12 protein-coding genes are annotated in these 13,654 nt (G+C 72.8%); 6 read left to right on the top strand and 6 right to left on the bottom strand.

Translation table 11 applies throughout. The features are described from left to right. Positions 1–56: 56 nt before the first annotated feature. The 4 genes from ODJ79_RS12365 (at position 57) to ODJ79_RS12380 (ending at position 5,790) form a co-directional block, all read left to right on the top strand. Positions 57–3,218, top strand: coding sequence for a cyclic nucleotide-binding protein (locus ODJ79_RS12365; RefSeq protein ID WP_263023525.1), 3,162 nt, complete (start codon positions 57–59; stop codon positions 3,216–3,218). 85 nt (positions 3,219–3,303) lie between these two features. Continuing rightward, positions 3,304–3,795: a hypothetical protein gene (locus ODJ79_RS12370; protein ID WP_263023526.1), complete on the top strand. Its 492-nt coding sequence runs from the start codon at positions 3,304–3,306 to the stop codon at positions 3,793–3,795. 61 nt (positions 3,796–3,856) lie between these two features. Further along, on the top strand, positions 3,857–4,705 hold the full coding sequence (locus tag ODJ79_RS12375) for a patatin-like phospholipase family protein (protein WP_263023527.1): 849 nt from the start codon (positions 3,857–3,859) through the stop codon (positions 4,703–4,705). Next, positions 4,705–5,790: a 1-acyl-sn-glycerol-3-phosphate acyltransferase gene (locus tag ODJ79_RS12380; RefSeq protein ID WP_263023528.1), complete on the top strand. Its 1,086-nt coding sequence runs from the start codon at positions 4,705–4,707 to the stop codon at positions 5,788–5,790. Before ODJ79_RS12375 ends, ODJ79_RS12380 begins: the two co-directional genes overlap by 1 nt. On the opposite strand, the gene ODJ79_RS12385 is transcribed toward ODJ79_RS12380, so the two are convergent. Further along, positions 5,769–6,554 carry a hypothetical protein gene (locus ODJ79_RS12385; protein WP_263023529.1) on the bottom strand — a complete coding sequence of 262 codons (786 nt, stop codon included), beginning with the start codon at positions 6,552–6,554 and terminating at the stop codon, positions 5,769–5,771. The genes ODJ79_RS12380 and ODJ79_RS12385 overlap by 22 nt on opposite strands. A 115-nt stretch (positions 6,555–6,669) precedes the next feature. Here ODJ79_RS12385 and ODJ79_RS12390 point away from each other — a divergent pair, with 115 nt between their 5' ends. Next, complete coding sequence (locus tag ODJ79_RS12390; protein ID WP_263023530.1) at positions 6,670–7,827, top strand: FHA domain-containing protein; 1,158 nt, start codon at positions 6,670–6,672, stop codon at positions 7,825–7,827. 4 nt (positions 7,828–7,831) lie between these two features. Here the strand turns inward: ODJ79_RS12390 and rocD are convergent, their stop codons facing one another. The 4 genes from rocD to ODJ79_RS12410 form a co-directional block, all read right to left on the bottom strand. Further along, positions 7,832–9,046, bottom strand: a complete 1,215-nt coding sequence (gene rocD / locus ODJ79_RS12395) for an ornithine--oxo-acid transaminase (protein WP_263023531.1) — start codon at positions 9,044–9,046, stop codon at positions 7,832–7,834. Next, the gene (gene ddaH, locus ODJ79_RS12400) at positions 9,043–9,831 is read right to left on the bottom strand and encodes a dimethylargininase (RefSeq protein WP_263023532.1); all 789 of its coding nucleotides are present in this window, start codon (positions 9,829–9,831) and stop codon (positions 9,043–9,045) included. The genes rocD and ddaH overlap by 4 nt, the downstream gene beginning before the upstream one ends. Positions 9,832–9,973: 142 nt before the next feature. Next, positions 9,974–10,588, bottom strand: a complete 615-nt coding sequence (locus ODJ79_RS12405) for a hypothetical protein (RefSeq protein ID WP_263023533.1) — start codon at positions 10,586–10,588, stop codon at positions 9,974–9,976. A gap of 141 nt (positions 10,589–10,729) precedes the next feature. Then, a complete protein-coding gene (locus ODJ79_RS12410; protein WP_263023534.1) occupies positions 10,730–11,332 on the bottom strand; it encodes an ATP-dependent Clp protease proteolytic subunit in 603 nt (200 codons plus the stop codon). Between the two features lie 90 nt (positions 11,333–11,422). Here ODJ79_RS12410 and ODJ79_RS12415 point away from each other — a divergent pair, with 90 nt between their 5' ends. Further along, positions 11,423–12,235: an Fpg/Nei family DNA glycosylase gene (locus tag ODJ79_RS12415; protein WP_263023535.1), complete on the top strand. Its 813-nt coding sequence runs from the start codon at positions 11,423–11,425 to the stop codon at positions 12,233–12,235. On the opposite strand, the gene ODJ79_RS12420 is transcribed toward ODJ79_RS12415, so the two are convergent. Then, a complete protein-coding gene (locus ODJ79_RS12420) occupies positions 12,220–13,533 on the bottom strand; it encodes a polysaccharide deacetylase family protein (RefSeq protein WP_263023536.1) in 1,314 nt (437 codons plus the stop codon). The two genes, ODJ79_RS12415 and ODJ79_RS12420, sit on opposite strands and share 16 nt — an antisense overlap. Between the last annotated feature and the right edge of the window lie 121 nt (positions 13,534–13,654).

Consider the following 13,654-nt stretch of genomic DNA (forward strand, 5'->3'; position numbering starts at 1 on the left):
GCCGACCGCCTACTCTCCAATCCGCCCATCGGCGGCGAGCAGCGAAAGGCCCCCAGGTGACCTACGTCGAGACCCGGATGAACGTCTGGGAAGCGCTGGCCGGGCGGGCTCCGGGAGAGCCCGGGGGGCCGGCCGACCCCGGGCTGTGGGGCGCCGTCGTCGACCGGCTCGATCCGGCCAGCGCCCGGCCGGTCCTGCGGGCGGGCATCGAGGCCGTCCAGCTGACCGCGGCGCGCGGCGACACGTACATCATGTTGCGCTCCCCGGACGGCGGCACCCGCGCCGGCTACCTGCGGCTGACCCCCGAGGAGTGGCAGCTCGCCCTGCTGATGGACGGGCGGAGCACGGTGACCATGCTGGTCGCCGAGTTCGCCCGGATCGCCGGCCGGCTCGCCCCCGACCAGGTCCGCCGGGTGGTGGCCGACCTGGCCGGCAACCGGATGCTCGACGAACTGCCGATGGACGCGTTCCGCCCGCTGCAGGAGTCCCGGCGCAAGCCACTGCCCGAGCGGGTGGGCAACGGGATGCTGGCCGCCGCGCGCGGCCGCAAGACGCTGGTCTTCCACGTCGACGGGCTGATCACCGCGCTCTATCGGGCCGGCGGCCGGTTCCTCTTCGGCACCGGCGCCTTCGTCGTCACCGGTCTGCTCGGCGTGCTCGGCATCGGCCTGTTCGTGGCCACCTGGGCGCGCGGCAGCCGGTCGCTGTTCCTGACCGGCGACTCGTACCTGCTGGGCGCGGTCGTGCTGGTGGTGCTGAACGGCATCGTGCTGGTCACGCACGAGCTGGCCCGCGCGCTCGCCACCAAGGCCACCGGGCGCGAGGTGCCCGCCGCCGGCCTGCTCATCTACTTCGGCATTCCCTCGGTCTTCGTCGACACCACCGACGTCTGGATGGCCGGCCGCCGTGCCCGCCTGCTGGTGGCCGCGTCCGGCCCGGCGAGCGCGCTGTTCCTCGGCGGCCTGGTGCAGCTCGGCGGGCTGGCCGTGCCGGCGTTCGCCGGTCTCGCCTTCAAGCTCGCCTTCCTCTGGTACGTCAACGCCTTCTTCCAGCTCAGCCCGCTCCTGCCGCTCGACGGGCAATACCTTCTGATGGACTGGCTGGAGATACCGCAGCTGCGGGCCCGCGGGCTCGCCTGGGCCGGCGGCCGGCTGCGTGGCCGTTCGCCGCGCTGGTCCGCGCTCGACCGCGAGGGCCGGCTCATCGCGCTCTACGGCATCCTCTCGATCGCGTGGCTGGCGATGGCCGCCGTGCTGACCTTCCTGGTCTTCGACGACCGCATCTCCGGGCTGGCCACCGGCCTCTGGCAGGCCGGCCTGCTCGGCGGGCTGCTGCTCCTGCTGATCGTTCTCGGGCTGGGCGCGCCGGTGGTCTTCTTCGTGCTCGGCCGGCTCGCCCGTTGGTGGGCCCGGACCCGCCGGCAGCGGGCCGAGAACGACCGGGAGACCGACGTTCCCCGCCGGCTGGCCGCGCTGCGCGCCTCCGACCTCGGTGGCCTTCCCGAGGCGACGCTGGCCGCCCTGGCCACCCGGGCGCGCTGGGTGCACCCGCCCGCCGGCCGTCAGCTGATCCAGGCCGGCGGCTCGCAGTCGGCCGTCTACGTGGTCGTCGACGGCGCGCTGCAGGGCCGCAAGCCCGGCGACCCGCCCGGCTCGATCCGCTACCACGTCGGTCCCGGTGGGGTGGTCGGCCTGGTCAACGCGATCGCCGGCCGCTCGACCCAGCTCGACTGGCACACCGCCGGCACCACCCTGCTCTACATTCCGGCGGCCACCGTGGCGTCGGTGGTCGGGCCCCTGCCCGGGCCGCCGCCGCAGGACCGGGCCGAGGCCGAGGCGCTGTTCGCGGACACTCCGGCGCTGGCCGGGCTCGCCGTCGACCAGCGGCTCGCGCTGATCGCCTCGGCGCACCCGGTCGACCTCGAGCCGGGCGCGCCGGTGATCCTGCCCGGCCCGACCCACGCGGTCGTGGTCGAGTCCGGCGTGATCGGCATGTCGGACGGCGTGGAGCTGCGCCGGGGCACGCTGGTCGGCCCGGTCGGCGACGGCCGCCCCGGCATGGTCGCGCAGACCCTCACCCCGGTACGCATCTGGGTGTTGCCGGACGCCTCCGACCTGCCGCCGCTGGTCGGCTCCGCGCATCGCCCCGGTTCGGCGATGCCGGTCGGTGTCCTGCGCCCGGGTGCGCCCGCCCCGGACGCGTACCCGCCGCTCGCCGTGCCGCCCGGCCCGCCGGACGGTCCGGACAACCAGTCGCTGGACCGGCGCTTCGAGAGCCGCCTCTGGTGGCTCATCGTGCTCCTGCTGGTGATGGCGCTGGTGCTGGTCGGGATCAGCTTCCGGCCCGGACCGGCCTGGGCCGAGATGCCCCGGGACCAGGTGCTGCTGACCGTCGACCGCGGGCACGTCAACGCGACCGTGGGCGGAGTGGTGACCACCTTCGACCCCGGCGACGAGCAGTATCTCGGCCAGGGCGCCCGGGTCGAGGTGCCGGCCGGGTCGACGGCCCGCCTCGTCTTCCCCGGTGGGGGTGCCTCGGTGCTCTGTACCGGTGCCCGGGTCCAGCTCGGCTCGCTCGCCGTTGCCGGCGGCCGGCACCAGGCGCCGCGCGGCACGCTCACGCTGCAGGCCGGCCGGGTGCTGGCCGACACGACCGGCACCAGCGGAGCGTTCCAGCCGCTGCGGCTGACCGTCGCCCGGGCGTCCGGCGACGTGGTCAACTCCGGCGCCGCCTGGTACGCGGTCGACCCGGGCGCGGTGACCGTGTCGACCGGCGAGGTGTCCGTCGGCGGGACCGTGAGCAAGTCCACCGGCAAGCAGCTGACCTGCGGCGACGGCGTGGCGGTCACGCCGCCCTCGACCGAGGGCAACACGCCCTCGGAGGAGCCGTCGACGACCGGGACCGACGCGCCGCTGCCGAGCGACTCGGCGAGCGTCGCGCCGGCCGCGAGCGAGACCTCGGCGACGGCCACCACCGCGCCGGCCGCGACCACCGCCCCGACCGAGGCCACCACGCAGCCGACCACGGCCACCACCACCACCGGGCCGCCCGCCACCACGAGGCCGCCCACGTCGAGACCGACCACGACCACGCCGACCACGGGCTCCACGACCACGTCGCCGACCCCGACCCAGACCACCACCGAGCCGACGACCACGCCCACCACCGACAGCACCACGCCGGAGTCGTCGTCCGTGCAGGCGAGTGGCACCCCGTAGGTGGAGGTGGTCGTGGCCTCCGGGCCGGTGACGACCATCCCTGGTGGCGATCCCGGAACTGGACCGTCGGCCCTATCGTCGAGGGATGAGCACGCGGAACGACGACGACGACCTCGGCCCGTGGTCGGAGTTCGGGATGGCGCTGCACGCGCTGGCCGAAAGCGGCGACGCGCCGGTCGAGCCGCACTCCGGGCTGGGTGACCGGCCCGATCTCGACGGCCTGCCCCCGGTGACGCACGCCGGGCTGGGCGATGCGCCGCCGTCCGGCCTCGGTGCGGCCCTGCACGACCTGAGCCGGTACGCGCCGCCGAAGGGCTACCACAATCGGGTGGACGCCGACGGTGACGGCCACCTCGACAAGGCCACCTACGTCGGCGACGGCCACGGCGGCGCGGAGATCCTGGTCGACCTCGACGGCGACGGCCAACCGGACTTCATCGGTCACGACACCGACCTGGACAACCGGGTCGACTTCGCGGAGTACGACAAGGACCACGACGGCTTCATCGACAAGCGGATGTACGACGACAACGGCGACGGCATCCTCGACCGGACCGAGTGGATCCACGACAGCTGATCGGCGCGGAGCGCGGCAACTCGCCCGGCCCACGGCGGGCACCCATGCCAGGATGAAAGTCATGGTCGACGGTCCGGTGGCGTTCGTGCTCGGTGGCGGTGGCGTGCTGGGCGCGGTCGAGGTGGGCATGCTGCGCGCTCTCTTTCGCTCCGGCTTCCGTCCCGACACGGTGGTCGGCACGTCGATCGGCGCGGTCAACGGCGCCCTGGTCGCGGCCGACCCGAGCGAGGCCGTCACCGACCGCCTGGTGCGCCTCTGGACGTCGCCGGAGGCGGCCGCCGTCTACGGCGACTCGATCGGCCGGCAGATGCGCCGCTTCGCCGCCCGCACCCACCTGCACTCGCCGCGCCCGCTGCGCCGCCTGCTGGAGAGCGAGCTGGGCGAGCACACCACGTTCGCCGACCTGAAGATCCCGTTCCGGTGCTGCGCGGCCAGCATCGAGCGGGCCGCCGAGCACTGGTTCGACAGCGGCCCGCTGGTCGATGCCGTGGTGGCGTCGTCGGCCGTGCCGGGGCTGCTGCCGCCGATGGAGATCGAGGGGGAGCACTATGTGGACGGTGGAATCGTCAACTCGATCCCGATCGGTGAGGCGGTCCGGGTCGGCGCCAAACTGATCTTCGTGCTCCAGGTGGGGCGGGTCGAGCGCCCGCTCAGCGTGCCCCGCCGGCCGTGGGAGGTGGCCCAGGTGGCGTTCGAGATCGCCCGCCGGCACCGGTTCGCGCGCGAGCTTGCCTCGCTGTCCGACGATGTACGCGTGCACGTGCTCCCCAGCGGCGGCGGCGACAGCCGGGACGACAGTCCGTGGGCGTACCGTGACATGGCCGCGGTCGGTCGCCGGATCAGCCGTGCGTACGTGGCGTCCCGCCGCTATCTGCATGCCAATGTGCACCCGCTGCCGGGTGGCGGCTGATGCCCCCGGCACCCGTCTGGGTCCGCCGGCTGATCATCGCGCCGGCGGTCGTGCTGCTCGCGGCCGGTCTGCTCGTCACCCTCCCGGTCTGGCTGCTGCTCGCGCTGGCCGCGTCGCCGCTGGTCCCCGGGCATCTGCGGGTGCCCCGCCTGGTCTTCCTGGCGGTCGTGTACGTGGTCTGGGACGCCGCCGCCCTGGTGGCGCTGTTCGTCCTGTGGGTCGCGTCCGGCTTCGGGTGGAAGATCCGCAACCCGGCCTTCCAGCGCGCCCACTACGTGCTGACCGGCAAGTTCCTCGGCGTGCTGTTCTGGCTGGCCCGGTGGTCGCTGCACCTGACCGTGGCGGTGGTCGGCACCGATCCGGACACCGCGGTGCCGGGCCGCCCGGAGATCGTGGTGAGCCGGCACGCCGGGCCGGGCGACTCGTTCATCCTGATCCACGCGCTGGTCAACTGGTTCGACCGGGAGCCGCGGATCGTCCTCAAGGCCACGCTGCAGTGGGACCCGGCGGTGGACGTGCTGCTCAATCGCCTGCCCAACCGGTTCATCTCGCCCGGCCGGGGCGGCGCCGGCAACTTGGAGGAGGAGGTCGGCGACCTGGCCCACGGCCTCGACGACAACGACGCCTTCGTGATCTTTCCGGAGGGCGGCAACTTCACCCCGCGCCGCCGGATCAGGGCGATCGCCTGGCTGCGCGCCCGCGGACTGTCCGACATGGCGGAACGGGCCGAGGGCCTGCGCAACGTGCTGCCGCCCAAGCCGGGCGGGCTGTCGGCGGCGATCGACGCCGCGCCCGACGCCGGGGTGATCTTCGTGGCGCACACCGGGCTGGACCGGATGATGACGGTCGCCGACGTCTGGCGCGAGCTGCCGATGGACAAGCAGCTGATCATGCGGTTCTGGAGCGTGCCGCCCGGCGACGTGCCGACCGGCGAGCAGGAACGCGTCGACTGGCTCTACGAATGGTGGGCCCGGATCGACGCGTGGATCGAGGAGCACCGGCCGACGGCCCGTCCGCTGAGCACGAACTGGACCGCCCGCCGGCGTGGTCCCCGGGAGAAGGCTCAGGAGCCGAGCGAGCTGTAGAAGCTGTCCGGCGCCTCGGTGATCTCGTTGGGCGCCGGCGCGGTGACCTGCACCGGCTGGCCGTAGTTCGCGTACGCGACCTGCAGCGGCTCGCTCTGCGGCAGGTTCACGGTCAGCGTGGAGAGCCGCCCCTGCGCGTCGAGCGTCGCCGTGAACGGCACGTTCTGCACCGGCGCGTTCGAGGCCGCGACGGTGACCTGGCCCAGGCCGGCCACCCCGGCCGCCTTCGACAGGTCCACCGAGCCGGAGTAGCTGGTGTCGCTGGTCGCCTGCACGTCGGTGGTGGCCTTGAGCAGGTTCGCCGTGTTCACCGGGTCGATCTGGCCGGGCCGCAGGCCGATGTTCGCGTTGGCGGGCAGTCGCGAGCCGTCGACGTGGGTCCAGGTGCCGGCCTTGGTGATCCCGGGCACCTGCGCGTACAGGTCCTGCCCGATCAGTATGGTCTTGACGTTGATCTCGGCGTTCGGGCCGCTCGCGGTCAGCTGTGCCGCCGCCTTGCCGTTCGGCGCGTCGATCGAGCCGGTCATCCGGAAACCGGAGCCGGACGACGCCGTGAGGGTGAAACTGGTCTGGTCGAGTTGCTCGACCGCCTGCGCGAGCTTTGCGGCCGCCGCGGGATCGGCGGAGGTCGTCGCGCTCGGTGCCGCGCTGCCGGCGCTGCTGGGGGTGCCGGTGCCGGTCGCGTTGTCGCTGCAACCGGCCACCGCGAGGGCCACCGTGGCCATCGTCGCGAGACCCAGCCCGGCGAGCCGTGGTGTCCGCATGTCCGTCCTCCCTGACGTTTCTGTGGCTGACCGATATCAATTCCCGACCGCCCCGGGAGGCAAACGGCTATTCCGGACGCGGCATGATGGCGGGAGGCAAACACCTGGAGGATCCGTGAGATTCGAGGTCAGCAAGGTCCTGGATGCCATCGAGGCGCGTCTGACCACCGACCCGGCGCTGGCGCGCGCGGTGGTCGATCTGTCCGAGATCGTGCGCTATGCCGACCTCGACGGCGGCCGGCCGGCCAGCTCGGTCCGCCTCGGCCTGGTCATCGACGCGCTGGGCCGCTACCTGACCGAGGACAACGTGCCGGTCTACGTGATCGCCCCACGCGGTCTGCTCTCCGACACCGACCTGACCTCCAACGAGCGGATGGTGATCCGCCGCTGGGCCGACGACGGCAAGGTCGAGGTGGTGCCGGTGCTGGAGGACCGGGTCTTCGAGGTGGCCGAGCTGCTCGGCCTGCCGGTGCTGACCCGCACCCGCGGGGAGCAGTTCCGGGGCCGCCGGCCGTGGGTCGACGAGCCGGGCCGGCTGCTCGCCGCGATCGCCGGCGAGGGCGGCGCGCCGGTGCTGGTCTCCCGGGTGGGCCGGGGTGACCCGGCCAAGCAGCCGGAGCGCTCGCCGATGGGGGAGCGGCTGCTGGCCCGGGTGTGGCAGTGTCCCGAGTCCAACTGCACAAGCTTCGGCTCGGGCGGCGATCCGGACAGCCCGTTCGCCGACATGCGCACCTTCACCAGCCCGGTGTCGCAGCCGCCACCGGCCATCCGGGCCGGGGTTCCGAGCTGCCCGCGGCACGGGGCGAAGCTCAAGGACGCCGGCGCCCGCCCGTCCGTCGAGGTGCTGTCCGTACGCATCGACGGCGTGGTCCGCAAGCGCTTCGTGGTCTCCACCGAGGCGCCGGTCGTGGTCGGCCGGGCGCCCGAGGGTGGCGGGGGCGTCATGCTCGGCCAGTGGCTCACCGAGGACGCCCGCAAGTGGATCAGCCGCGGGCATGCGCAGTTCAGCCTGCAGCCCGGCGGTGGCCTGACGGTGCAGGACGTGAGCACGAACGGCACCGGCATCCGGCCGGGCGGCTCGCCGGACGACGACGAGCGGATCACCCTGAACCGCAACGAGTCGCGGCAGCTGGCACCCACCGACGTGGTCGAGCTGTACGCCGGGGTGAACGTGGGCCGCTCGAAGCTGTGGGCCACCGGCGGCGTCGCCCAGACGCAGTCCGTGATGGGCGAGGCGCCGACGATGGCCCTGCGCAAATTCGAGCGGAGCTAGTGGCCTAGCCGGCCAGAATCGCGGCCAGCTGGGCCACCGCGTGGTCCAGTTCCTCGGCCGTTACCACCAGCGGGGGTGCGAGGCGGATGGTCGAGCCGTGCGTGTCCTTGGCGAGGACGCCGCGCTCGGCGAGCCGCTCGCACGCCTGCCGGCCGGTCATCAGCGCCGGGTCGATGTCGACGCCGGCCCACAGGCCGCGCCCGCGCACCGTCACCACGCCCTTGCCGACCAGCGCGTTCAAGCCCTCGTGCAGCCGCTCGCCGAGCTCGGCGGAGCGCCGCTGGAACTCGCCGGTCGCCAGCAGCCGCACCACCTCGATGCCGACCGCGCAGGCCAGCGGGTTGCCACCGAAGGTCGAGCCGTGCTCGCCCGGCTTCAGCACCCCGAGCACCGCGCGGTCCGCGGCCACCGCCGACACCGGCACGATGCCGCCGCCGAGGGCCTTGCCCAGCACGTACATGTCGGGAACGACGCCCTCGTGCTCGATGGCGAAGGTGCGGCCGGTGCGGCCCAGCCCGGATTGGATCTCATCGGCGACCAGCAGCACGTTGTGCTCGTCGCAGGCCGCCCGCACCCCGGCGAAGTAGCCCGCCGGCGGCACCAGCACGCCCGCCTCGCCCTGGATCGGCTCGAGCAGCACGGCCACCGTGTTCGGGGTGATCGCGTCGGTCAGCGCGGTCAGGTCGCCGTAGGGAACAACCACAAATCCCGGGGTGTACGGGCCGAAGTCGTTGCGCGCGTCCGGATCCGTGGAGAAGCTCACGATCGTCGTGGTACGCCCGTGGAAGTTGTCCGACGCCACGATGATCTCGGCCCGGTCGGTCTCGACGCCCTTCACCCGGTAGCCCCAGGCTCGGGACACCTTGATCGCCGTCTCGACCGCCTCGGCGCCGGTGTTCATCGGCAGCACCAGGTCTTTGCCGCACAGCTGCGCCAGCGACTGGCAGAACTCGCCGAACTGGTCGTGCACGAACGCCCGGCTGGTCAGCGTGACCCGGTCGAGCTGGGCGTGCGCGGCGGCGATCAGCCCCGGGTGCCGGTGGCCGAAGTTCAGCGCCGAGTACCCGGCGAGCATGTCCAGGTAGCGGCGGCCGTCGACGTCGGTGACCCAGGCGCCCTCGGCCTCGGTGACGACCACCGGCAGCGGGTGGTAGTTGTGCGCGGTCCAGCGCTCGGCCTCGGCCAGAGCCTCCGGCGTACGCATGTCGACACTGGTCATGAGCGCACCTCCAACGTGCAGCACTTGGGTCCGCCGCCGGCCTTGCGCAGCTCGGAGACGTCGACCCCGACGGTCTGGTAGCCGGCCGCGCGCAGCTCGGCGGCCAGGTGGGTGGCCTGGGTGGGCAGCACAACCGTACGGCCGTCGCTGACCGCGTTGAGGCCCAACACCGCGGCATCCTCCGCGTTCGCGAGGATCGCGTGCGGGTACATCTGCCGGAGAACCGCCTGCGAGCCGGGGGAGAAGGCCGACGGGAGGTACGCGACGTTGGTGTCGTCGAGCACGCACAGCGCCGTGTCGAGGTGGTAGTAGGCCGGGTCGACCAGCTGCAGGGAGATCACCGGCCGCTGCAGGACCTCCTGCGTCTCGGCGTGCGAGGCGTGCGCGGTGCGGAAGCCGGTGCCGGCCAGCAGCACGTCCCCGGCGAGCAGGATGTCGCCCTCGCCCTCGTTGGTGTGCTTCGGCTCGGTCACCGCGAAGCCCCGCTCGCGGAACCAGGCGGCGTACGCCGGCGCCTCGTCGGCTCGCTCGGCGTCGCGGAACTGCACCGCCAGCACCCGCCCGTCGACCACGGTGGCGCCGTTCGCGGCGAAGACCATGTCGGGCAGGCCGGGCAGCGGGTCGATCAGGTCGACGGTGTGCCCGAGATCGAGGTATGTCTGCCGGAGCGTCTCCCACTGCGAGACGGCCAGGGCGTTGTCGTAGGGCGCCGTGGGATCCATCCACGGGTTGATCCGGTACGTGACCGCGAAGTGGGTGGGGCGGCACATCAGGTATCGGCGCATGACTGAAACGCTAGGTCGCGACCGCCCTGCCTACCCAGGGTTCAACCGTGCGTGCCGCGTTCGATCGTTGCGTGATTCGCCCGTCTGGCGGCGAATCGTTAAGGGCGGCCCGAACCGGGCCGCCCTCCGGGAACGATGGTGCTCAGAAGTGGTTGACGGTGTGCGTGTCCAGCCATTGACGGAAGGCCGGCACCGTGTCTGTGTTCGTGCCCAGCCAGGTGAGCGAGCCGGTCAGCGCCAGCACGCCGAGCACGATCGCGCCCAGCGCCAGCACCATGCCGAGCAGCGCGTCGGACTTGCCGGCCACGTGCCGCTTGCCGGTGGCTCGGATGCCGCTCAGCGACAGGACCAGTGCCACGCCGGCCACGCCGATGCCCCAGCCGAGCAGCGGCCCGGAGAGCACCAGCAGCACCGATGCGACGCCGAGGATCAGGCCGAGGGTGGCGAGCAGACTCGCCCGCGGCTTCGGGCCGGCCACCACCGGCGTCTCGGTGGTCTCGTCGGACTTCGGGAAGACCGGCCGGGAGACGGTCGACGGCGGCGGCGGTGGCGGCACCGTGCGGTCGCTGCGGGCCGGGGCCGGCGGCAGGTCGTCGGCCTTCGGCGTGGTCCGCAGGTCGCGCGTCGTCGGCTCGTCGTCGCGAGGCCGCACCGGCGCGGTGCGGGTGTCGGTCGACGCGGCGGCGGTCGCCGCCGTGGGACGCTCCGCGTCCGTGGTCTCGGGCTCGGTCTGGCGGGAGAACGTCGGGATCCTCACGTCCAGCACCTCCTTGACGATTTCAGGGGATGCCACCGCCTATACCCCGATCACCCGCCGGGCACACCAAAGGGCGTGGACCCGCAGGTCACACGCCCTTCGCGCGGCATCGCGCCACCGCCGCAGCGGCCGGCGCGGGTCTCAGGCAGGCAGCGACGCCACGTCGCTGGCCCGGCTGATCACGTGGTCGACCAAGCCGTACGCCTTGGCCTCGTCCGCCGTGAACCAGCGGTCGCGGTCGGCGTCCCGCTCGATCTCCTCGGCGGTGTGCCCGGTGTGGAAGGCGATCCGCTCGTTCATCACGTTCTTGATGTGCAGCATGCTCTCGGCCTGGATGGCGATGTCGGCCGCGGTGCCGCCGATGCCGCCGGAGAGCTGGTGCATCATGATCCGCGCGTGCGGCAGGGCGAACCGCTTGCCGGGCGTGCCCGCGCAGAGCAGGAACTGGCCCATCGAGGCGGCCATCCCCATCGCGATCGTGGCCACGTCGTTCTTGATGTACTGCATCGTGTCGTACACCGCCATGCCGGCGCTGATCGAGCCGCCCGGCGAGTTGATGTAGAGCGCGATGTCCCGCTCGCTGTCGTTGGACGCGAGCAGCAGCATCTGGGCGCAGATGCGGTTGGTGACCTCGTCGTTCACCTCGCTGCCCAGGAAGATGATGCGCTCTCGCAGCAGCCGCTCGAAGACCTGGTCGTCGAAGGAGGCGCCGCCCGTGCGCATCGTCAGCTCGTCAACACTCATGTACTCACCTTCTCGCATCGGCTCGCCGGCACCCAGCGATTCTCCTGTGGGCATAACCGCCCGGCGGGTGACCGGATACCGTTGCTCCCCGTGCCAGAGGGACACACCATTCATCGACTCGCCGCGCGGCATCGGGAGCTGTTCGCCGGCCGGCGGCTCGCGGTCGCCAGCCCGCAGGGGCGTTTCGCGGCCGGGGCCGCCCGGGTCGACGGTCGCACGTTGCGCGACACCGAGGCGTACGGCAAGCATCTGCTCCATCACTACGACGGTGATCTCAGCGTGCACGTCCATCTGGGACTCTACGGAAAGTTCGGCGACGGCGAGCCGCCGGTGCCCGAGCCGGTCGGCCAGGTGCGGATGCGGGTGACCACCGGCGCGCACTGGCTCGACCTGCGCGGACCGACCGCCTGCGAGGTCTTCGACCCGGTGCAGTGCCAGCAGCTGCGCGACCGGCTCGGCGCCGACCCGCTCCGCGACGACGCCGACCCGGAGGCGGCCGGCCGGCGGGTGCGCGCCACCACCAAGCCGATCTTCGCGCTGCTGCTGGACCAGTCGATCGTGGCCGGCTGCGGTCTGATCTACGCGAACGAGGTGCTGTTCCGGGCCGGGCTCGCGCCGACCACGCCGGGCCGGCTGGTCGCCGCCGAGCAGTGGGACGAGATCTGGGCCGACCTGCGCGCGCTGATGAAGGAGGGCGTGGCCCGCGGCCGGATCGACACCGTGCATACCGAGCACACGCCGGAGGCGATGCGGCGGGCGCCGCGAGTCGACCGGCACGGCGGCGAGGTGTACGTCTACCGCCGCCCCGGGCAAGCCTGCCTGGTGTGCGGCACGGCCGTGGCGCGAGGACCGCTGGCCGGGCGAAATCTTTACTGGTGCCCGGTTTGTCAGCCCAGTTCCTGAGTCGCCTCCGTGTCCGCCGGGGCGGGTGAGGCCGAGGCGCTCGGGTCCGGAGCCGCCGGCGTATCGGTCGGGGTCGGTTCCGGCGCCGTGGTGGGGGGCGTGGTCGCCGCCGGGGCCGGGGCCGCGCCCGGGATGCCGAGCGTGAAGGTCGCCTTGAGCCAGGGGAGCAGCTTCTCGTACGCGGCAATGGTGTCCGGCTGGTTGAAGTCGTGCGACAGCACGATCGAGCCGGGCCGCACGTGCTTCCTGACCTCCGCGATCACCCGGTCGGTGTGCGCGGCGTCGGTCTCGCCGGTCTTGTGCTGCCAGTCCTTCGGGTCGACCTCCCAGTAGAGCGAGGTCATCCCGTCGGCCCCGGCCACGTCGACCAGCCGATCGGTGAAGTTGCCGCCGGGCGCCCGGAAGAACGGGATCTTCGCGTCCGGCACGGCGGCCCGGATCGCCGCGTTGGTCCGGGCCAGGTCGGCCTGGATCTGCTCGGGCTTGTCCTTACCGATGGTGAGGCTGTGGTTCCAGGTGTGGTTGCAGAGCGTGTGGCCGCCGGCCACGATCTCGCGCACGATCTCGGGGTGTTTCACCACCTGCTGCCCGACCAGGCAGAAGGTCGCCTTGATCTGGTACTTGGCGAGCAGCGCGAGGATCTGCGGGGTACGGGTCGGGTCGGGGCCGTCGTCGAAGGTGAGCGCGACCGTGGCCGACCCGGTGGTGCGCAGCGAGTTGCCCGGTCCGGCGTCGGCCACCTTCCGGTCGGCGGCGCCGGTCGGACCGAGCACCGGCACGTCGGTGACCGGCGCGGAGGCGGACGGGGCGGCCTTCGCGCCCGGTGTGTCGCCCTTTCGGGCGCCACCGGCGCCCTTGTCCTGATGCTGGGTGTGCTTGCCGGTGGCCCGGGCCGCGGCGTTGACCGCGTCCAGGCCGTCGCGGGTCGGGGAGCCGGGCACCGCGACCAGCAGCAGGCCGACCGCGACCAGCGAGGCGAGCAGGAGCTGCTGCCGCTTCTTGCCCATCAGCAGCCAGGACTCGATCGGCACGGTGCCGGGTGCGCGGTGGCTGCCGGTGACCGGCGGGCGGGTCGGGGCGGCCGCCCGATGGGAGGGTGCGTGACGCCGGGGGGCCGGGCGGTGGCGCGCGGAGCGCGGGCCAGGAATCCAGGTGTCGCTCTCCAGCAGGGTGCTTACCCGGTAGACCGGGGCCGAGCGCGGCTCATCCGCGAGCGACTCGGGCCGGCGGTGCCGGCCGCCGGTTTCGGCGACGCCGCCGGACGCCGGGCTCGGGTTGCGGGTGGAGAGCGGCGACATGGGACATCTCTACCGTGTAGCAAGATCTGACGCGATACCGCTTCGGTTATCTTGTCCGTACGTTATGTAGTATCACCTGCTGGCGCTCCGTGATCCCGAACTCGCAAAATCGACCGGTTCC

It is taken from the genome of Actinoplanes sp. KI2, from assembly GCF_025630775.1.
Taxonomy (GTDB): domain Bacteria; phylum Actinomycetota; class Actinomycetes; order Mycobacteriales; family Micromonosporaceae; genus Actinoplanes.